The organism is Nostoc sp. C057, from assembly GCF_013393925.1.
Classification (GTDB): Bacteria; Cyanobacteriota; Cyanobacteriia; order Cyanobacteriales; family Nostocaceae; genus Nostoc; species Nostoc muscorum_A.
In genome coordinates, this window is the sequence record NZ_CP040293.1 from 14,312 (window position 1) to 32,935 (window position 18,624).

Below are 18,624 nucleotides of genomic sequence, written 5' to 3' on the forward strand. Positions count from 1 at the left end.
GGGAACTGTCTGTAAAAGGAACATTTTCCCGACAGTTATTATTCTCTCAAACACCTGCTACTTCGTGAACCCCCCACCTCAATTAAGTCACGCTTATCATTCATCTGCCAAAAAACTCTCTACAGAGAGTGATTGATAAAGCTGGCTTATATTTAGTAGTCAGACACCCGGCGATATCAATACTGATATCAGTTGCGTCCTGGGGTGAAAGCTTGGTTTCGTAGAAGTTGGAATGAGAAACCATAAATAACTTCCTTAACCAAAGCGTATTATTGGGTGTAGGGTAACTATTGCTACTTAGAAGCCAAAAATTCTTGAACAGTCAGAATTTCAATGCCCCTCCAGGGGTTTAGCACCAGCAAATCATCATCTCCGGTAACAATACACTCTGCTTGACTACTGAGTGCTAATTCCAAGTATTTGTTATCTTTTGGATCTCGGCATTCATTAATCTGCTCAGTCACGTCAATAAATTGAGCGTTTTCTGTTAAATCTTCTAGAAATTCTTGCCGCCTTTCTTTGGTGAGATATCTATCAAATTTGGGACGATATAAAACCTCTTCTAATTCCGATAACACAGAACTTGATAATACGATAACGCCAATAACAGTAGCTTGTTCTAATGCCTGCCGTGGCTTGCTTTGACTAAATAAAAATGCACTAATCAGTACATTTGTATCAAATACGAACCGTCGATTATTCGTCATCATTCAAAATCGATTCTAAGATTTCAGGCGTTAATCCTCGCTCTTGTGCTTCAAGGCTAGCTTTATCCATCGTGTTTCTTAAACGTGCAATCGCCTCAAGTCTTGGAGTCGTAAATTGAGACTGCATAATTGCCGCAATCTTAAGTTGCAATTGTTCCCGTTCTTCTTCGGTGGCATTGCGGTATGCCTCTGCTACCAAGGAGGGGACTTTGATGGTAATTTCTTCTTTAGTAATCATGGCCTGTTCGCTTCCATAATTTCTCATCTTTAATTATGTTACTTCCTTGGCTCAAGAGATTGACGGATTAAATAAGTTGCAGGTGCTTGACCTCAGACGCACATCGCCACTGCGTGGCTCGTTTGCCTCTTCCGGTCAAGCACCCGCTTAATAAATAATTGCTGAAGGGGTGAATAATCCTAGTTTAAAAAAGTATAGTCAAAGATAAGAATCCACAAGTTTCCCCTGAGTTGACCATTTTTCATCTAGAAGGCGACAAGCGACATAAACAACATTTTGAGGATTGCGCTTGTGTCTTCCATTCGTACCCCAGGAACGAACAGTATAATCACCTTGATAACCTAAAACAAGTGCTAGCTCGTCGTAAGTTAACTGCCATTTTTTCTTAAATTCTATTGGGTGCATAGTATTCACCTATTTCAAGTAATTAATTAGCAGAGACGCAAAGAGAAATTATCAAAGGTAAGAATCTATAACTTTCCCCTCAGATGACCATTTTTCATCTAGAAGGCGACAAGCAACATAAGCAACTTTTTGAGGATTGCGCTTATGTCCTCCATTTATCCCCCAGCAACGGACAGTGAAATCATTTTCGTAACCCAGGACAAGTGCTAGCTCGTTATAAGTTAATTGCCACTTTTTCTTAAATTCTATTGGGTGCATAAATGTAAATCCCTCACTATTTTTAATCGACTAATCGACAAAGTTTTCCGGTTTTGTGACTCACGAGAAATATTTATCTAACGAGCGCTAATAAATCTGAGCAAGCTATCAGGATAAAACCAGTCTGGAACTGTAACACGCTTCGATTCAATTAGATTTCCATCGTCATCATAAAGACCACTAATTTCAGCATGGTTTAGAGGTACGCGACCGTTCTTTGACTTGCGCTTGATTTGGATAGTTTCGCTTTGCCTTAAATCATTAAAACCCTCAGCATTGCCACTGGCGGCATTAGTAAAAGCATGAGAAATACAAACTAGATATTCGGCAGCTTTGCGAACGTCAGTAAGTGAATGTCTCACAAATTTTTTGACTGATTCTTTACAATCATCTTGCAGAGAAAGCTGTGTCAATTCATCCCAAAGTGTTTGAATAGGGGTATCGTTTTCTGTGCGGTCGCTCCAACGTTGAACAGCTTCATCCATTGCCTCACCAATAGCTAAATAATCGTTGCGTTCGCCGATTAATTCTGGCTCTAAAGGTATTAACAACTTCCAAGCTTTAGCTCTGTTCTTATGTCCATGAGCATCAACGATTGATGTAATATTCCAATCAAAAATCGCCTTCCTACACATAACAATTGATGCAGCAAAACTGCTTTTACCACTGCCTTGACCTCCCAACACCCAAACTGGTTTTGTGGACTCGATGACATCCCATAGCCAACCACCCTCATGATTTTTCAAGAGTTGAACTAATTCTTGGGCGGTTGTTCCTTGTGGAGCCTTAACTTTTTCACTACTGGGATTGATGTTTTCTGCGTCCGCCTTGCGCTTGTCTCTTCTGTTTTCAGCAATGGATTTGTCAGCTACGGAGTCAGCGACCGCGAACTGTTTTTTAGTGTTATCAAACTGTAAATCTTCAAGCTCTGATTGACGCTGATACTGTTGCTGCAATTCCTCAAGAGAGATATAGCGTTCTTGGACTAACAAATTATCAGCGCGTCTGTCGATGTCCTTCTTATGCTTGTCTGAAATCCGTGTTGATTCATGTGACTGCAAATCGCGCTCAGTCCTAGTAATTAAACCTTGGCGCTTAATAGCTGTTTTAAAATATTCCAAACGTTGAAAACTTGACTCGTTATCAATCTCATCTTTGGCAGCCCAGCAGTAATAACCCATCCAGACAAAAGCAGGCGCGACTAATAACCACAGACTTGGATTCTCTGATGGAGCCAAATCTGACGTAATGAAAGCACCGTCAGGGAGAGATACAACATCATTAAACTGTCGTGACTTCCATACTTCTGTGAGCAATCTGTACTTGAAACGACAGTATTTGTTATCAAGCGCCGATTGTGATTGTGTGGGTTTGTTATAGTACTTCATTGTCCGTTTATTAGCTGTTACCGGACAAAATCGCACTTCCGTAAATTGATAAGGGTGCGGTGTCTGCCCATAGTAATAAGCACTGAAAAGCCCCAGAAGTAAAGCGGTGACAGCGCCAATTTTTAGTAGCGGTTGAGCATTCATGACTTGGATTTGTGGATGCCGTAAACAACACCACCTGCCACTAATGCACCCGCCACAAATACAATAGTTTTGTCTGATTCTGGCAGACGGTTAAAATCTTCTACAGTCGCTTTGATGTTGTCGTAAGTCTTGTTTGAGTTCTGCATTGTCGCGTAAAAATCGCCGATGGCAGTCCACAAAATGAAGCATCCGAATATTGTTTGAAAGAGAAATTTTATCGCCTTGTCCATGTCCGTAAAAACCCATCCTTCAGGAGACTTGTTTACGGTGAACTCCAACAAATCACGATTAACTATTTGATTAATTCCCAACACAATAGCGACCGCAGGCATTAACCCCGCCGAGCCTGTAGCTATTACTAAATACTTAGCCAAGCAATAGGAAGTAACACCCCAGCCGCAAGACTCAATACCTTTGAGAACAGCGCGACTACGATTAAGCTTTTCAATTTCCTTCGCTTTGAATCTTTTAATAGCTTCTTGTTCATCCTGGGTAAATGCAGTATCAGGATAATCTTGATAATCGAGTGATTGTTCGGTGTCCCCGTCTTGCAATTCGGTGTCAAGTTCATCTAACATTGTTCTCACGACTAATTTTCATTTCCCCTACTGAGCGCTAACTCGTAGGGGATTTTGCTATGCTGATTACTCGAAAATCGTAGAAACAGCAGTACGGAACGCTTGGACTAACTTGTTAGTTGTGAATGACTTACGAGGCACTAAATCAAGGTCTGAACCTTCGCCATAAGTCAATAGATGTTTTGCTTTTTCCGTTTCATAAGTCCTATCAGCGTCTAGCTGTGCCTTTACAGGTCGGGCTAACTGCGATTTAGCAGCCGCCAGATGGTCAACTTTACTCATGTGATAATCGATGTAAGCCTTGAGCTTAACTAGGTCGATGCTTTCTCTGTAGCGCTGATTCTCTAGTGTGCGGTCGCTGGCCAGTTTCAATCCAATTTCTGAGCGCTCGTGACCGTACTTTAAATTTGCGATCGTCAAATCAGCACTGGCTTTGTCCAGAGCAATACCAGACGCGCCAGCTTGCTTGTAAATCTCTGCAAGTCCTTTGTTGTACTCCTCAGTACCCTTGATGAATGCTGACAGGTTATCTGTGATGTAGGGCATGATGGTTAAGATGCGCTCACCCTCGTTGCCCATTTCCCCTACTTTGGTCAGCGCTGCATCGTCGCCATTGATGCAACCCATGATTAAGCTGTCTGCAACGCCTAATTTCTCAGCCCTTGCCTTGAGCTTTTTACCATGCTTGCCGACTAGATTCTTGATATGTTTCACGTTTTTGACTCCTGTATGTGCAACATTCTTTGATAAACCATTGAGACAGGGGGGCCAGCAGTGCAATTAGTAACGGTATCCCCACAAGCCCAATCAACAAATGTTTGTAAGTGAGCTTGCCTCCGGGCTTAGTCGATAATTCCGGCGAAAGATAACGCGAGGTCTGCAAACTGGCTTTTGTAGTCCAGGGCGGTGGCCTCCATCGCTTGCTTGATTTGGGTCAGTTCACTGCCTGCCACATCATCCATCTCTGCCAATGTCTGCCTGATTTCGTCGGCTTTGCGTCGGATTTTGGATACTTCTTGATTCTTGAATTCCCTTGCAAAGTGGACGAGCGCGTTAAAAATCGCCTCGTTCAATTCCTTTCTGGATGCAAAGGTGGAAGCGATAGACACTGTAATCTGTTTCACATCCGCCGCTTTAAGTTCAATTCCCGCGCCCTGTGCAATGTCTGCAACGAGGGCTTGCTTTTCAAGGTCTGTCAGCACAATCTGACTATCTGGTTCGGCAACTGCAAGCTGATTAGATTCAACTTCAGGCTGTGCATCTTCTGCCCCTACTAGAAACGTTTCTTCAACAGATTCATCAATTACAGTTAATCGGTTGGTTGTTTTTCCTTTTAGATAGTCAACGGCTTGACTCAATTGCTCTTTGGTTGGATTGTTAAGGTCATCGCACTCGACAGCGATCGCTGCCGACGTATAATCGTCTTTAGTAAATCCTTGATAACCCTGTTTGTACAAACGAGCGCGGACGTTATTAGTAAACTTGTCAGACATGGTGATTGCTCCTTAAAGGGCTAGTGTTAAAACTTCGATGGTTGCGGATTTTATTGTTTGCTTACGCTTGTTGATTGCCCATTTAGCAGCAACAAACGCGACAAGGGCCAAATCTTTGCTGTGATAGGTGCTATGAGCGCTGTAAGACAGACCGACTTGACTAAACCAGTAGTAACGGGTGCTTGATGGTACGTCGTCAAGATTGATTTTTAGATAGTTTGCCAAAGCAGATAGTGCTTCAATACCGCTATAGCCGCCTTCGGACGAATAAAAATGCTTGAATGCTTGCCAACGCTCCTCAAATCCCTCCCTGGTTGGACTTAACGCACCATAGCGCCGTTTAAGTCCCGCAAATGTTTCAACTATGTTTTCTGCCGACTCTGATTCAACCCTCAAGCTAAAACGCTGCTTGAGAAAAGACACCACCCGATACCAAGTCTCGTCTGAGATTGTCTTGCCTAACACTCGCTCATAAATCTGTCTAAGCTGACGATACTTAGCTAAATACTTCTTTGTTGCCACGTTACCTCTGTAGTCTTGCTTAAGTGTGTATAAAATCAACCGACTGCCCGGACATTCTCAGGTATTTGACTAGCCCCCAAGATTGATTCAGAGTTATGGATAAGCCCCTCTTCTTAGAGGCTGTCAATAACCTTAGAAAATAACTTTTTAGAAGCCTTTTAGTCGTTGCACTCAATGGCTATAACCACGTAATAACAAACCGCTTACCGATTCAAGACTTACTGAATTATCGATTTTACCCCCGTAAAAGCGCCCCTTTTGGACTAGTTGACGCGCTTGTAACTTTGCTTTTGAACGTTTTGCGCGGTGGTAGATGTTACCAAGGTTTAGAACAAACTCAGCTGTATTGAGTTGTGATTTATCTCTGCTGTGTGCTGTTTATATAAGCTCGGCACTTCGTAGCAGCGCCTTAGCACCTTGTCACGATTGAGCTTTAAGTCAGCACTCTTAGACTGACGCGGTAAAGGACGGAAATAGTACTGAGTGTATCTGATACTGTCGCTACTGGTTAAATATCTGTACAGGGTTCCGTCGATCCAGTAAGTTTTGCTCTGGCTCAATAGCGTGACGCATCCTACAAGCTCTTTATCAATCATCATTCTTGTCTCCCGCAACACACGCGCCTGTCAAGCTTGCACCTAGAAAGACCGCGATAGATGCAATGGCGCTTCCTTCAAAAATTTTGGCGTTGTAGATCCATGTGGGTTGATATTCCTCGCCTCTACTTTCCTCAATCCGGTCAAACCCGTGACAAAAGATAGAACCAACTACCATAAAACTAGTAGTTACCAAGCTCACAATTGCTACTGATGACGCTCCATTAAGTATGAATGAGTTAATCTTTTCACGCCAAGGAATTACACGGCGAATGTGCATTACTGGCTTTTGTTCTAGATATGAATGCCACTCTTCATTAGTAAAATTCAAGGGCTTGGAATCACAATGATCGTGTTCGTCAAGTAGTTCGCCCACTGCTTGTATTGCATCCCCTAGCATCACATCTGGGGAGTATTCTAGTTGTTTGAATTCCTCCGAATCTCGGATTTCTATGAGCCAGCGATCTATTGCTTCTAACCTTCGTAATTGATTTTGATTAAGCATTGTTCTCTGAAGGGGTAGTTCGTTGATTGCTTCTAAATTGCGTAAATTGATATGCATGAATCCTCGCTTGTGATGCTCCCACGCACAATTACCACGACCGCAGATATAGAGCGGACGCAATACAGATAATCTGTGTTTATAGCTAGATAACTGTGTCCGGGCTATTGACGTATCGATAACCCGGACACTATGATATTAACTACAACCGCTCATTAATGTCAAGCGCTCATTAATATAAATCGATTGGCATTTACTAACGGTTGGAAATTAGCAATGATAAATGGTTGTATTGATAACCGTTTATTGTTACTGAATGCCTATAAGGAACCAAGTCAAGAAATTTGTAGACGGTTTGGGGATTACTCGCTATCGCTTTCAAAAAGATACGGGCATAGCACCCAGTACCGCTTACAACTTATACGATAATCCTGATTGGATACCACAAGTTACAGCTTTAAACAAAATCTGCGATTTTTACCGTGTCCAGCCCAGCGAGTTAATTTACTGGGTTCCACCAGAAGAAATTAAAGAAGACAAGGAGGATAAATGATCAACACCGACCAGCCACAGGACATAACAGAGCGGCTAAACGATATAGACGAGCGCTTAAAACAATATATATATACAGTTGCCCCGCCTACGGGGTTGATTATGCGAACTTGCGGATGTGGAGACTGAAGCGGGAGAGCAATGGAGCCTGGATAGGCAAAAACGCCGTCCCAGTAAGGCGTGAAACTGGGTGTAATATCCAAGAGCCACAGGGCAAGGATATGAGAGAGCCAAAGGGCAGACAGTTAGCCAAATGTTTGCCCCGTGTTCCAATCAAGAAACCCGCTCGGACGGGAATCTAAGCGGGTTTCTTGATTATTTGGCTGTACACAAGCGGTAACTCCGAAACGAAATTGTCTGTGGTAGGACTTTTCGGAACCGCGATCGCTGACTCTATGATAAGCAGTTCTGCGTTCGCGTTGCAAGGGAGTTATCCGAAATATTACAAATACTTCGGAATGTAACATGATGAACTCTCGAAATGTAGAACAAGCGCATGGCTACGTAGCACATGACGACAGAGATGATTTTAATTTTATTTTTGTCCACAAAGAATTAGACGATTTTGGGCTTGATCCATATTCATTTCGTATATATAGCCGAATCGTAAGACGTGCTGGTAAAGGAGAAGCCTTTGAAAGCAATAAAAACATGGCGGCAGGTTGTCGGATGTCGGAAGCGCAGGTCAAGCGATCGCTAAAGACTTTAACGACACATGGCTTGATTATCAAAGAGTCTCGCCCCGGTACAACTTGCATTTATCGTGTTGCGCCTAGACGCAATTGGTCAAACCCTATACCGATTATTAAAGAGTTTTGTACGGATAGCTCACACAGACCTACCCTTACCCAGGTCTCTCAGAACGGGGGGGTAGGTCTGACAGAGCTAGGGGGTAGGTCTGACAGAGCTAGGGGGGTAGGTCTGACAGAGCTAGAAAGTAATTCCCTCTTAAATACCTCTAATAAAGTCAATCCCTCTAAGAGCGATGGAGGGAAAAAAAAAGAGGAAAAGAGGAACAAAGAAATTGACCAAGAAAAAGCACTTCCAGATAATCACTACGCTGTTAACTTTGAGAAAATCTCTGCAACTAATGAGAAATCCACTCATGAGGATCTAAATTCCGGCGCGGCGCGTGAGAATCATTCTCAAATCTTGGTTTTCAGTGATGACCCAGTTAAAGAAGTGGATTTCCTGCTTTACTATCTGACCTATCAGCGTAAGCAGGGTAAAGACATTAACAACGTTGCCCCATACGTGACTACAGTGCTTTCTAAAAAAGATGAAGGTAGTACAGAGATATTTTGCTTATTTGAGCAATGGAAAGCAGGTTGCAGGAAATTAGAGCGCAAAATTAACAACTTTGCTGATGACCCCACAGAAGTAGAGAAACAGCGCAAGAAGTATGATTTTCCCAGATGGGAGGCGCGGATGCACGATCACTACTACAGTATGCTCCAGTCAGAGGGACTATCTAAGTTTTGCAAGCATAAAGTATCTGCCAAATGGTACGAATGGGCAAGCGCCAAGTTTCCTGAAAGATTTGTAGATATTCCTGATTGACCAAGCCCCTTCTCTTCAGGGTTTTGGGTATCTGACTGTAAAAATTTAGACCTAATTGAAATCAAAGATTAATATGTACGCCAGTGAAGACAACGTAATTACCTTTGCTACGACAGCCAATAAGCTACCACCACAAAGCATTGAATCTGAAGAGGCGATACTTGGGGGCATCTTGCTTGACCCAGTAGCCATAGAACGTGTCCGCGACATTTTGAAGCCGCACCACTTCTATATCAGCGCTCATGGTCGTATATACAATGCAGCGCAGAGACTGAATGCCCAAGAATTGCCCACAGACTTGTTGATGATCACGAATTATTTAGCTGATAATGGTTTGTTAGAAATTATCGGCGGTCGAAACAAATTAGCATCGCTGGTTGATAGGACAGTATCAGCAGTTAACATTGATGCGCTGGCAGGTCTAGTTGTGGAAAAATGGAAGCGCCGGGAACTAGGTAGACTGGGAAACCTTGCAATCGAGTTGCAACACAAATCCAATGAAGAAACGCCCTTAGAGGAAGCCTTCTCACAATTACAGGACTTTATCTATGAATTGCAGCGTTCCTCTAATAATGCGGGGGCCAGCCACATTTCCGATGTGGTGATTAATCTGTTTCAGGATATTGAAGACCGCAGCCAAGGTAAGGTATTACCTGGGATTCCCACAGGCTTTTATGATCTTGATGCAATGACTTGCGGATTCAACCGCAATGATTTAGTCATCGTTGCCGGTCGTCCGGCGATGGGGAAATCAGCGTTTGCCGCTCAGATAGCTTTTTATCTCGCCCAAGCTTATCAGTTTCCGGTTGTCGTGTTTAGTTTGGAAATGTCAAAGCTACAGATTGCCATGCGTGCGCTTTCAGGTGAGGCTGGCATAGAAAGCGGCTACTTGAAAACTGGGCGCATCTCTAACAAACAATGGGAACCACTATCACAGGGCATCGGTACACTATCAGAGCTACCTGTTTACCTTGATGACCGCCCAGACCCATCACTGAGCTATATAGAATCTGAATGCCGTAAAATCATGGCACAAGAGCGCCGTGATTTGGGTTTGATTGTCGTCGATTATCTGCAACTGATGGATGGTAACGGCGGGGGCAACAGAAACAATGAGATAGAAAAGCTCACACGCGGACTTAAGCGTTTAGCGATGAAGTTACAAACACCTGTAATGTGCTTATCGCAACTATCAAGAGCAGTAGAAAGCCGTAATAACAAACGCCCTATGCTCTCGGATTTACGTGACAGTGGCGGGATTGAGCAGGACGCGGACAAAGTAATCATGTTGTATCGTGATGAATATTACGACCCCAATACGCAAGATAAAGGAATTGCAGAGATTATCCTTGCTAAAAACCGCGATGGGGCTACAGGCACAATCCAACTACTGTTTGATGCACACTTAACAAAATTTAAGAACATGGTGCGATCTCCGTTAGCGCAAACTGACTGGGATTAATAAAGTATGGTCAGAGAAACGTTGCTTAACCAGCATAGTTAAGCAACGCTCGTGTTGCCCTAACTTATTTTGGACATTAAAGCCGGACTCTTAAAGCTTTCTGAGAGCCAGTGAGTCGTATCTCTGTTGCGCGATAATGGCTCAAGTAATTGAATATAGCCGAGATTTTGAACCCTCAAGGAGGTCTGCCGAGATACCGATAGCTTTCCGAATCACCTATGTGTTTTCTTTAGGGAAGGAACATTCAACAGTAATTTTCATATTACTTTTAGCAGTACCTTTTGTTACATAGGGAACACCAGCTTCTCCGCCCATTTCGATGCCGAACTCTAAGGTAACTTTGTTGACTTCAGCGATCGGAATCTGTTTAAAAGCATTCAAGGTATAAACTGTATAAGTCCGAATTGTATTTTGAATCGACAGGAAATTTTGCATCATTTTTTGTCGTATTTGTTCAGGACTTATCCCTTTACCAACTAGCGCTTCTTCTTCTTCCTCATCCAACACCGCCGTGTTGATTACAGGAACGTTTACATCCTCTGTAGCTTCGATGTAAATTACGGTGTTGTCGTCTAGTTTGATAGGTATGACTTTTGTCATGAAATGAACTCCTGATACAGAAATTTTAGTAATTACCACAACTTTATAGAAGTTTTTACGGAATATTTATGAGTTTTTTGTAGTTACTGAGTGATAATGCTGAAAACAAAGATTCTCTAAAAATTTCTCCTACTTATGATTAGAGACGCGTTGGTAGTAGGAATTAATACTTATAGTTATGAACGTCTGCCTAGTCTGACAGCACCAGCAATTGATGCAGAAGCTATAGCCAAACTACTAGAACAGTACGGTCAATTTAATGTTAAGCGGCTACCAAGCGTCAAAGATAAGGGAAATAATACTGCTCGTGTTGGTCAAAAGACCTCAGTGACGTTAACGCAGTTAGAAGAAGCTATAGTTCAACTGTTTAAGCCTGAAGGCAAGAATGCTCCAGATACCGCACTGCTGTATTTTTCAGGACATGGACTGCGAAAAAACAGAGGTATTCAGCAAGGATTTTTAGCAACCAGTAATGCTAACCCAGATTTGGATAACTGGGGTTTATCTTTGCAATGGTTACGTCAACTGCTGCAAGACAGCGAGGTAAAACAACAGATTATTTGGCTGGACTGTTGTTACAGTGGTGAGTTACTAAATTTTGCGGAGGCAGATCCTGGAGACAGGGGTAAAGGACGGGATAGGTGTTTTATTGCCGCATCTAGAGAGTTTGAAGTCGCTTATGAAGCGATCGGCAGCAGTCATAGCGTGTTGACAGAAGCTTTGTTGCAAGGACTTGACCCGCAACGCTCACCCGGAGCATGGGTAACTAACTATACTTTAATTGACTTTCTCCATCATCATTGGGATAACTACCCACAACGCCCCATTTTTGCTAATTCCGGTAGTGCAATTGACTTAACACGCACTTGGCAACAGCAAAAGCAGGAGTCTGGTTATGCTGTCACTGGCTCCGTTTGTCCTTATCGTGGTTTGCAATACTTTGACTGTAAAGAATCAGACGCTAAATACTTTTTCGGCAGAGAAGCGTTAACAGACCAATTATTAGAGAAAGTCCGTTCTAGCAACTTCTTGGCGATTTTGGGAGCATCAGGTAGTGGAAAATCCAGTGTTGTTAGGGCAGGCTTACTGTATCAAATTCAGCTAGGACGGCGGTTGTCAGGTAGCGATAATTGGTCAATTAAGATTTTTCGCCCTGGTGAGCATCCCCTCCAGAGTTTAGCACTGGCTTTTTTAGATTCTGGGTTATCAGCAATTGATAGAGCATCCCAATTAGCCACAGCTGAGGAACTGCTAGCAAAGGGTGGAGTCGGCTTAGGGCAAATAATTAATGCTGCTGATCCTGAGCGGGTAGTGCTAGTAGCAGATCAATTTGAGGAAGCTTTTACCTTATGTCAGGATATTGAAGAACGACAAAAATTTTTTGAATGTTTACTGAGTGCTTTATCTCACACTAATAATAAGCTCTGTTTAGTGTTGACAATGAGGGCAGACTTTTTTGGGAAGTGCGCGGAACAAGAATATAGTGGGCTGGCACAACAGATTCAGCGACATCTGGTGACAGTGACACCGATGAGACGGGACGAACTAGAACAAGCAATTACTGCACCAGCTTTGAAGGTGGGTTTACAGGTACAATCCGAACTGGTGCAGCAAATAATTGCCGATGTAGAAGGTTCACCAGGAAGTTTACCATTATTGCAGTACACGCTGACGGAACTTTGGCAGCAGCAAGAATTTACCTTAGCCGCATACACCCGCTTGGGAGGTGTCAAGGGAACCTTAGAAAAACGTGCTACTGAGGTTTATGAGTCTTTATCATCAGAGGAACAACCGATTGCCAAGCGAATTTTTCTGGAACTGACGCAGCTAGGAGAGGGAACAGAGGATACCCGCAGACGAGTTTTGCTTCAGAATTTGGTGTCATCATCCCAGGAAGAAGCAGCAGTAGAAAGAGTAATTAGCAAACTGGCGGCTGAAAATGTTCGGCTGGTTGTGACTAGTACCTTGGTAGGGAAAGGGGCAGAATCGGGTCGTTTGGCAGTGGTGGATGTTGCTCATGAAGCGTTGATTCGTAATTGGTCACTGTTACGACAGTGGCTTAATGAAAACCGAGAAGCTTTGAGACAACAAAGGAAAATTGAGTCAGATGCTCAAGAGTGGCTGGATAACGGCAAGATTAATGATTATTTACTGCAAGGGGTAAAATTAGCGCCAGCAGAAGATTTCTTACTTAACCACGGTGAAAGGATCTCTTTAAGTGGTTTAGCACGGGAGTTAATTGTAGTTAGTCAAGCAGAACGGGAGCGACTTGAACAGCAAGCAGAGGAACGGCGACAACGAGAGCTAGAAGCTGCACAAAAGCTTGCCGAAGAGTCAGAAGCAAGAAGCAAAGCAGAGGCGGAGGCACGCCAACTAGCTGAACAACGTGCTGAACAACAAGTCAAAGCACGTCTTGCTGCACAAACCACCACTAAAGTTGCTGTTGGTTCTACGCTCATAGTAAGTGCAGTAGCAATTTTTGCTTTTACTCAGTGGCGAGAAGCTCAAGTTCAAGCTGATGTTGCCCAACTACAAAGCTTGAATACAATTGCCACACAATCTTTAAATTCAGATTCGCAACTCGATCGACTATTTAACTATGTAAAAGCCGGGAAGCAACTGCGAAAAGTTGAATTATTAAGTAAAGCAGATGCGGATACTAAGATGCAGGTTGTAGCCAACCTGCGCCAAGTATTTTACGAAACCAGAGAGCAAAACCGTCTTGTGGGGCATGATTCTGCGGTTTATGATGTCGCCTTCAGCCCGGATGGCAAGACCATTGCAAGTGCAAGTAGGGACAATACAGTGAAACTGTGGCGGATGGATGGCAGTCTCATTACTACCCTCAAGGGGCATGAGAAATCGGTTTATGATGTCGCCTTCAGCCCGGATGGCAAGACCATTGCAAGTGCCAGTGCTGATAAAACAGTGAAACTGTGGCGGATGGATGGCAGTCTCATTACTACCCTCAAGGGGCATGAGGGTTATGTTTGGCAAGTCGCCTTCAGCCCGGATGGCAAGACCATTGCAAGTGCAAGTAGGGACAATACAGTGAAACTGTGGCGAATGGATGGCAGTCTCATTACTACCCTCAAGGGGCATGAGGAATTGGTTTATGATGTCGCCTTCAGCCCGGATGGCAAGACCATTGCAAGTGCAAGTTTTGACAATACAGTGAAACTGTGGCGGATGGATGGCAGTCTCATTACTACCCTCAAGGGGCATGAGGCAGAGGTTGTGCAAGTCGCCTTCAGCCCGGATGGCAAGACCATTGCAAGTGCCAGTTGGGACAAAACAGTGAAACTGTGGCGGATGGATGGCAGTCTCATTACTACCCTCAAGGGGCATGAGGCAGAGGTTTTGCAAGTTGCCTTCAGCCCGGATGGCAAGACCATTGCAAGTGCAAGTGCTGATAAAACAGTGAAACTGTGGCGGATGGATGGCAGTCTCATTACTACCCTCAAGGGGCATGAGGGTTATGTTTGGCAAGTCGCCTTCAGCCCGGATGGCAAGACCATTGCAAGTGCCAGTGCTGATAAAACAGTGAAACTGTGGCGGATGGATGGCAGTCTCATTACTACCCTCAAGGGGCATGAGGCAGAGGTTTCGCAAGTCGCCTTCAGCCCGGATGGCAAGACCATTGCAAGTGCCAGTGCTGATAAAACAGTGAAACTGTGGCGGATGGATGGCAGTCTCATTACTACCCTCAAGGGGCATGAGAAATCGGTTTATGATGTCGCCTTCAGCCCGGATGGCAAGACCATTGCAAGTGCAAGTTTTGACAATACAGTGAAACTGTGGCGGATGGATGGCAGTCTCATTACTACCCTCAAGGGGCATGAGGCTGAGGTTTGGCAAGTCGCCTTCAGCCCGGATGGCAAGACCATTGCAAGTGCAAGTAGGGACAATACAGTGAAACTGTGGCGGATGGATGGCAGTCTCATTACTACCCTCAAGGGGCATGAGAAATCGGTTTATGATGTCGCCTTCAGCCCGGATGGCAAGACCATTGCAAGTGCCAGTGCTGATAAAACAGTGAAACTGTGGCGGATGGATGGCAGTCTCATTACTACCCTCAAGGGGCATGAGGCAGAGGTTTCGCAAGTCGCCTTCAGCCCGGATGGCAAGACCATTGCAAGTGCAAGTAGGGACAAAACAGTGAAACTGTGGCGGATGGATGGCAGTCTCATTACTACCCTCAAGGGGCATGAGGAATCGGTTTATGATGTCGCCTTCAGCCCGGATGGCAAGACCATTGCAAGTGCCAGTGCTGATAAAACAGTGAAACTGTGGCGGATGGATGGCAGTCTCATTACTACCCTTAAGGGGCATGAAGCAGAGGTTTCGCAAGTCGCTTTCAGCCCGGATGGCAAGACCATTGCAAGTGCCAGTTGGGACAAAACAGTGAAACTGTGGCGGATGGATGGCAGTCTCATTACTACCCTCAAGGGGCATGAGGCTGAGGTTTGGCAAGTCGCCTTCAGCCCGGATGGCAAGACCATTGCAAGTGCAAGTTATGACAAAACAGTGAAACTGTGGAACCTGAATTTAGATAATTTACTCGTGCAGAGTTGCAATTGGTTACACGACTACCTGAAGAATAGTTCCAGTATTAGTGAAAACGACAAACACCTTTGTGATGATGTCGGTGGTAAGTTAAACTAACCAGTTTTGCTCAAATAGGTAATACAGACCCAGTTTTTTTTATCGGCTTTGCAAAAGCAAATTGTTACCGTCGTCGTCTCTGGTTTGGATCAGTCCCCAAACGTTTCTCAACCCGTTGCAGCTTGGCATTACTCCAATCAGTATTCTGCAAAATCTTCTGTAGAGACTCAGTAGTTTCAATAGGAGTAGGGATCGGAAAAATGTGTGAATAAAACCAAAATAGAATAAAAAATGAGATCGGAGAGACAAGCCATATTCTAATAGCTCTAGTCCAACCTTTAACGACCGATTCCGCGTCTTTTTGGTTCAATAGAGATATTCCCGTCTGAATCTCGTTCAATTTTTCTTGCAACGGTTGGCTCAATGTCTCTGGTTGCCTGGGGGAGATATTGTTCAAATTCTCGGAGAGTTTGGTTAAGCTCGTTAATTGCTTGAGTTGTTGCTGAGACGTTAGATTTAATGCGCTCAAGGCTGTCCCTAGCTGATTGCAACTGGTCGCTAGGTTTTTGATATTCTCCGTGTGGTCGGCTTGAACCTTCAATTGCTCCGCCGTCAGTTGGCTCCATTCGTTTAGCTCTACCTGTAAATTTTCAAATAATAACTTCCAATCGTTTGGAGCAGTTTCTGTTAGTTGTGCCAGATAACCGATGTACTGCACTAACCGAAAAGCTGGGTCATCTTGTTTCATCCCAGAATCCAACGCAAACCGCAACACTTTCGCTTGAAACTCCGGTGGCTTTTCTGACAGCAACCTATCTAAATGAGATACCGCACCATTGCCATTACCATTACTTACAGCCATTACTCTAACCCCAACTGTACAGCCGCCTTAGAAAACTCAGTTTCAACCGCATCAATCCAGCCAAAAACTCTCGACTGATTACTCAAACTAAAATCCTCATGCTCTAGAGCTTCTCTAAACGTCAGATCCTTAGAGTCAACGAGGTCAAAAATATCGTCATATAACTCAGGCAATAAAAGTTCAACTGCCCCCAACGCTTCCACAGCCTGCTTCATCTTAGAATTGTTGTAGCGAGTGAACTTATGTTCATCACCCCAATAGAGATTTTTCACAACTACATAATCAACTTTGTCACCGCAGAAATCTACCAGACGTTTTAACTGCAATAAACTATCTTTGACTCGACCCAGCACCGACACCATAGTGATGCGATAACCCAAACGCTGGGCATTTTGAAACAGAAAAATATCCTTTGCCACCGATTCAAAATATTCTGCTGCCCCAGCAGGCAGATCCACTAAAGATACTTGAGGAGATAAACGCTTCAAATCATCCTGTAACGCATCAGCACCACCACGCTGATTTAATTTGAGCGTTTGTACCCCAGGAGCGACTTTGTTGTAATGACGATAAAGCTGAGGATTAGACTGGTCACACTCATAAGCGATGCAGTTGATATTTCTGTGGCGGTAAATGTCGAGTAGGATTCTAGCCACTACACTTTTACCAGTACCGCCCTTATCACCAGTCACCAACACCAAGCGCCCAAGAGTTTTTGGCTGTTCATTCGCCTTTTCGTCCTGAACTTGGTCAGCCGATTGTTTAGGTTTGACTACCATCTACAAATCCTCGTCGTTTATTATTTCAGGCACAAAAGCAAGGCGAGAGGAATTTTGATTCTCTGGAGCTTTATCATCAGAGGTCTTTTTAGCCGTTTTAGGAGTTTTAGAAGTTGTTGATTTGGATGAAGCTGGTTTTGATTTAGGTTGTGATTCTGGTTTTGATTTCGACTGAGATTCTTGAACAGACTGATTACTGCTTTGCTCCGAAGCCGAATCCTCACTAATTGCCGGCTCATCAATAACTTGTGTACTGGTATTCTCTTGACTAGGAGGAGTGACTGACTTTTTGCGTGTAGACCTACGAATATCGTTGAGTAAATAACGGATACGTTCAGGACTGATGTTGATATCCAAGGGGGCTAAAGTTTTAGACACTTCCTCGTAGCTATAGCCGAGACGAAGCACCCGTTCAATTTGACGGCGCATCTTTTTTATAGCCGCTCGTGCTGGGATATCATCTAATTCCTTAGCACCCAAAGCGCGTAGAGCATCAAGAGCGTCTGGAATCTTTGACTTAGGAATACTGTCTTTAGCCACAAGAGTAAAAATCAAACTAATGTTTATGTTTAAAACTTTACTTTAACGCGGAGCATCTATCTAAAGACAGGTAATTATCAATGCAACAAATAGTTAAGAAACAGCAACAGATATTAACGTAACTGATTGAACAGTTATTACTAAGAACGTGTAAGATAACTCACGAACAGTTAATCAAAAATAAATCACACACTCATCACTAATAATTAGCCATACTGTAATTTCCGTCAACTCGTTAGTAATATCATCGTGGTGGTAGCCGGAGATTACGCACTTTGCCCCTTAGTGGGTTGTTCCCCTAGTTCTTCTGCCTCCCCGAAACCCTGGTTAGGAGCCAGCCATGCCTACCCCTGCGGGGTGTCCTCGCTACGCTCGACTCGGCAGGCTTGCCAAAGGGGGAAGTATCCCCACTTTGGAAACCCCCTCAAAAACTGCATCAACTCAAGTTTTACTTATGCCCAAAGCTTCTTCTCAGTCACTCGTCCGCACCAAAATGTTGCAAGTGCGATTCAGCCCAATTGAATATGAGATGATTCGCTCCAAAGCAGAAGATACGGGCTTGAGCTTGGGAGAATTGACAAGACGCTGTATGTTGCTGCGACCAATCCCACCACCACCGCCACGACTGGGCAGAGTTACACTAGACACATACCTGGAACTATCGCGCATCGGCAACAATATCAACCAACTGGCTAAAGCCACCAATACCGCCATCAAAATGCAGTTGCCACCGCCAGCATCACCAGAACTTCTACAAGAGTTACTAGAGCTACTACGACACTGCCAACAGGAAATAGCCAATACCTTCATCGAAGAATCGGACGAGGAAACAG

The 18,624-nt window shown here is 44.0% G+C and carries 21 protein-coding genes; 5 read left to right on the forward strand and 16 right to left on the reverse strand.

The genetic code is table 11. From position 1 onward, the window contains the following. Window positions 1–100 precede the first annotated feature (100 nt). The 11 genes from FD724_RS40485 to FD724_RS39865 form a co-directional block, all read right to left on the reverse strand. Complete coding sequence (locus FD724_RS40485) at window positions 101–244, reverse strand: hypothetical protein (protein WP_218651571.1); 144 nt, start codon at window positions 242–244, stop codon at window positions 101–103. 49 nt (window positions 245–293) lie between these two features. Next, on the reverse strand, window positions 294–707 hold the full coding sequence (locus FD724_RS39820) for a putative toxin-antitoxin system toxin component, PIN family (protein WP_179077047.1): 414 nt from the start codon (window positions 705–707) through the stop codon (window positions 294–296). Next, window positions 697–972, reverse strand: coding sequence for a hypothetical protein (locus FD724_RS39825; protein WP_179077033.1), 276 nt, complete (start codon window positions 970–972; stop codon window positions 697–699). The genes FD724_RS39820 and FD724_RS39825 overlap by 11 nt, the downstream gene beginning before the upstream one ends. 171 nt (window positions 973–1,143) lie before the next feature. Continuing rightward, a complete protein-coding gene (locus tag FD724_RS39830) occupies window positions 1,144–1,350 on the reverse strand; it encodes a hypothetical protein (RefSeq protein ID WP_114085451.1) in 207 nt (68 codons plus the stop codon). A gap of 51 nt (window positions 1,351–1,401) precedes the next feature. Next, window positions 1,402–1,608 (reverse strand): hypothetical protein, encoded by a 207-nt coding sequence (locus tag FD724_RS39835; protein ID WP_179077034.1) that lies wholly within the window; start codon window positions 1,606–1,608, stop codon window positions 1,402–1,404. 77 nt (window positions 1,609–1,685) lie between these two features. Continuing rightward, window positions 1,686–3,140 (reverse strand): hypothetical protein, encoded by a 1,455-nt coding sequence (locus FD724_RS39840; protein ID WP_179077035.1) that lies wholly within the window; start codon window positions 3,138–3,140, stop codon window positions 1,686–1,688. After that, window positions 3,137–3,727 (reverse strand): hypothetical protein, encoded by a 591-nt coding sequence (locus tag FD724_RS39845; RefSeq protein WP_179077036.1) that lies wholly within the window; start codon window positions 3,725–3,727, stop codon window positions 3,137–3,139. Before FD724_RS39845 ends, FD724_RS39840 begins: the two co-directional genes overlap by 4 nt. A gap of 57 nt (window positions 3,728–3,784) precedes the next feature. After that, the gene (locus FD724_RS39850; protein WP_179077037.1) at window positions 3,785–4,432 is read right to left on the reverse strand and encodes a hypothetical protein; all 648 of its coding nucleotides are present in this window, start codon (window positions 4,430–4,432) and stop codon (window positions 3,785–3,787) included. Between the two features lie 128 nt (window positions 4,433–4,560). Continuing rightward, window positions 4,561–5,211, reverse strand: coding sequence for a hypothetical protein (locus FD724_RS39855; protein ID WP_179077038.1), 651 nt, complete (start codon window positions 5,209–5,211; stop codon window positions 4,561–4,563). A gap of 12 nt (window positions 5,212–5,223) precedes the next feature. Further along, window positions 5,224–5,733 carry a hypothetical protein gene (locus FD724_RS39860; protein ID WP_179077039.1) on the reverse strand — a complete coding sequence of 170 codons (510 nt, stop codon included), beginning with the start codon at window positions 5,731–5,733 and terminating at the stop codon, window positions 5,224–5,226. A gap of 588 nt (window positions 5,734–6,321) precedes the next feature. After that, the gene (locus FD724_RS39865) at window positions 6,322–6,891 is read right to left on the reverse strand and encodes a hypothetical protein (RefSeq protein ID WP_179077040.1); all 570 of its coding nucleotides are present in this window, start codon (window positions 6,889–6,891) and stop codon (window positions 6,322–6,324) included. 256 nt (window positions 6,892–7,147) lie between these two features. Here FD724_RS39865 and FD724_RS39870 point away from each other — a divergent pair, with 256 nt between their 5' ends. Continuing rightward, on the forward strand, window positions 7,148–7,384 hold the full coding sequence (locus tag FD724_RS39870) for a helix-turn-helix transcriptional regulator (RefSeq protein WP_114085508.1): 237 nt from the start codon (window positions 7,148–7,150) through the stop codon (window positions 7,382–7,384). 244 nt (window positions 7,385–7,628) lie between these two features. Here the strand turns inward: FD724_RS39870 and FD724_RS39875 are convergent, their stop codons facing one another. Next, window positions 7,629–7,850: a hypothetical protein gene (locus FD724_RS39875; RefSeq protein ID WP_114085507.1), complete on the reverse strand. Its 222-nt coding sequence runs from the start codon at window positions 7,848–7,850 to the stop codon at window positions 7,629–7,631. Here FD724_RS39875 and FD724_RS39880 point away from each other — a divergent pair. Together FD724_RS39880 and dnaB are read left to right on the forward strand one after the other, a co-directional pair. Continuing rightward, window positions 7,849–8,943: a hypothetical protein gene (locus FD724_RS39880; protein ID WP_179077041.1), complete on the forward strand. Its 1,095-nt coding sequence runs from the start codon at window positions 7,849–7,851 to the stop codon at window positions 8,941–8,943. The two genes, FD724_RS39875 and FD724_RS39880, sit on opposite strands and share 2 nt — an antisense overlap. Window positions 8,944–9,016: 73 nt before the next feature. Beyond that, window positions 9,017–10,405 carry a replicative DNA helicase gene (dnaB, locus tag FD724_RS39885; RefSeq protein WP_179077042.1) on the forward strand — a complete coding sequence of 463 codons (1,389 nt, stop codon included), beginning with the start codon at window positions 9,017–9,019 and terminating at the stop codon, window positions 10,403–10,405. Between the two features lie 216 nt (window positions 10,406–10,621). Here the strand turns inward: dnaB and FD724_RS39890 are convergent, their stop codons facing one another. Beyond that, entirely contained in the window at window positions 10,622–11,005 is a 384-nt protein-coding gene (locus FD724_RS39890) for a CU044_2847 family protein (protein WP_179077043.1), read from the reverse strand. Window positions 11,006–11,140: 135 nt separating this feature from the next. On the opposite strand from FD724_RS39890, the gene FD724_RS39895 reads away from it, so the two are divergent. Then, window positions 11,141–15,670: a caspase family protein gene (locus tag FD724_RS39895; RefSeq protein ID WP_179077044.1), complete on the forward strand. Its 4,530-nt coding sequence runs from the start codon at window positions 11,141–11,143 to the stop codon at window positions 15,668–15,670. A 64-nt stretch (window positions 15,671–15,734) separates the two neighbouring features. Here FD724_RS39895 and FD724_RS39900 read toward each other — a convergent pair whose 3' ends face one another. Genes FD724_RS39900 through FD724_RS39910 form a run of 3 tightly spaced genes read right to left on the reverse strand, consistent with a single transcriptional unit; the run spans window position 15,735 to window position 17,791 of the window. Further along, the gene (locus FD724_RS39900; protein WP_179077045.1) at window positions 15,735–16,472 is read right to left on the reverse strand and encodes a DUF6753 family protein; all 738 of its coding nucleotides are present in this window, start codon (window positions 16,470–16,472) and stop codon (window positions 15,735–15,737) included. Beyond that, window positions 16,472–17,251, reverse strand: coding sequence for a hypothetical protein (locus FD724_RS39905; RefSeq protein ID WP_256874820.1), 780 nt, complete (start codon window positions 17,249–17,251; stop codon window positions 16,472–16,474). The genes FD724_RS39900 and FD724_RS39905 overlap by 1 nt, the downstream gene beginning before the upstream one ends. Continuing rightward, complete coding sequence (locus tag FD724_RS39910; RefSeq protein WP_256874821.1) at window positions 17,252–17,791, reverse strand: hypothetical protein; 540 nt, start codon at window positions 17,789–17,791, stop codon at window positions 17,252–17,254. A gap of 340 nt (window positions 17,792–18,131) precedes the next feature. Here FD724_RS39910 and mobC point away from each other — a divergent pair. Beyond that, window positions 18,132–18,624, forward strand: a 493-nt coding sequence (gene mobC, locus FD724_RS41850; protein WP_306297138.1) for a MobC family plasmid mobilization relaxosome protein, incomplete at its 3' end; no start/stop codon positions are given.

What these genes read in the sequence shown, in the direction of transcription:
- FD724_RS39895 (WP_179077044.1), top strand. Translation starts at nt 11,141, where the DNA reads ATGATTAGAGACGCGTTGGTAGTAGGAATTAATACTTATAGTTATGAA.
- FD724_RS39830 (WP_114085451.1), bottom strand. Translation starts at nt 1,350, where the DNA reads ATGCACCCAATAGAATTTAAGAAAAAATGGCAGTTAACTTACGACGAG.
- dnaB (WP_179077042.1), top strand. Translation starts at nt 9,017, where the DNA reads ATGTACGCCAGTGAAGACAACGTAATTACCTTTGCTACGACAGCCAAT.
- FD724_RS39905 (WP_256874820.1), bottom strand. Translation starts at nt 17,251, where the DNA reads ATGGTAGTCAAACCTAAACAATCGGCTGACCAAGTTCAGGACGAAAAG.
- FD724_RS39870 (WP_114085508.1), top strand. Translation starts at nt 7,148, where the DNA reads ATGCCTATAAGGAACCAAGTCAAGAAATTTGTAGACGGTTTGGGGATT.
- FD724_RS39890 (WP_179077043.1), bottom strand. Translation starts at nt 11,005, where the DNA reads ATGACAAAAGTCATACCTATCAAACTAGACGACAACACCGTAATTTAC.
- FD724_RS39880 (WP_179077041.1), top strand. Translation starts at nt 7,849, where the DNA reads ATGATGAACTCTCGAAATGTAGAACAAGCGCATGGCTACGTAGCACAT.
- FD724_RS39825 (WP_179077033.1), bottom strand. Translation starts at nt 972, where the DNA reads ATGAGAAATTATGGAAGCGAACAGGCCATGATTACTAAAGAAGAAATT.
- FD724_RS39875 (WP_114085507.1), bottom strand. Translation starts at nt 7,850, where the DNA reads ATGTTACATTCCGAAGTATTTGTAATATTTCGGATAACTCCCTTGCAA.
- FD724_RS39820 (WP_179077047.1), bottom strand. Translation starts at nt 707, where the DNA reads ATGACGAATAATCGACGGTTCGTATTTGATACAAATGTACTGATTAGT.
- FD724_RS39840 (WP_179077035.1), bottom strand. Translation starts at nt 3,140, where the DNA reads ATGAATGCTCAACCGCTACTAAAAATTGGCGCTGTCACCGCTTTACTT.
- FD724_RS39900 (WP_179077045.1), bottom strand. Translation starts at nt 16,472, where the DNA reads ATGGCTGTAAGTAATGGTAATGGCAATGGTGCGGTATCTCATTTAGAT.
- FD724_RS39835 (WP_179077034.1), bottom strand. Translation starts at nt 1,608, where the DNA reads ATGCACCCAATAGAATTTAAGAAAAAGTGGCAATTAACTTATAACGAG.
- FD724_RS40485 (WP_218651571.1), bottom strand. Translation starts at nt 244, where the DNA reads ATGGTTTCTCATTCCAACTTCTACGAAACCAAGCTTTCACCCCAGGAC.
- FD724_RS39865 (WP_179077040.1), bottom strand. Translation starts at nt 6,891, where the DNA reads ATGCATATCAATTTACGCAATTTAGAAGCAATCAACGAACTACCCCTT.
- FD724_RS39855 (WP_179077038.1), bottom strand. Translation starts at nt 5,211, where the DNA reads ATGTCTGACAAGTTTACTAATAACGTCCGCGCTCGTTTGTACAAACAG.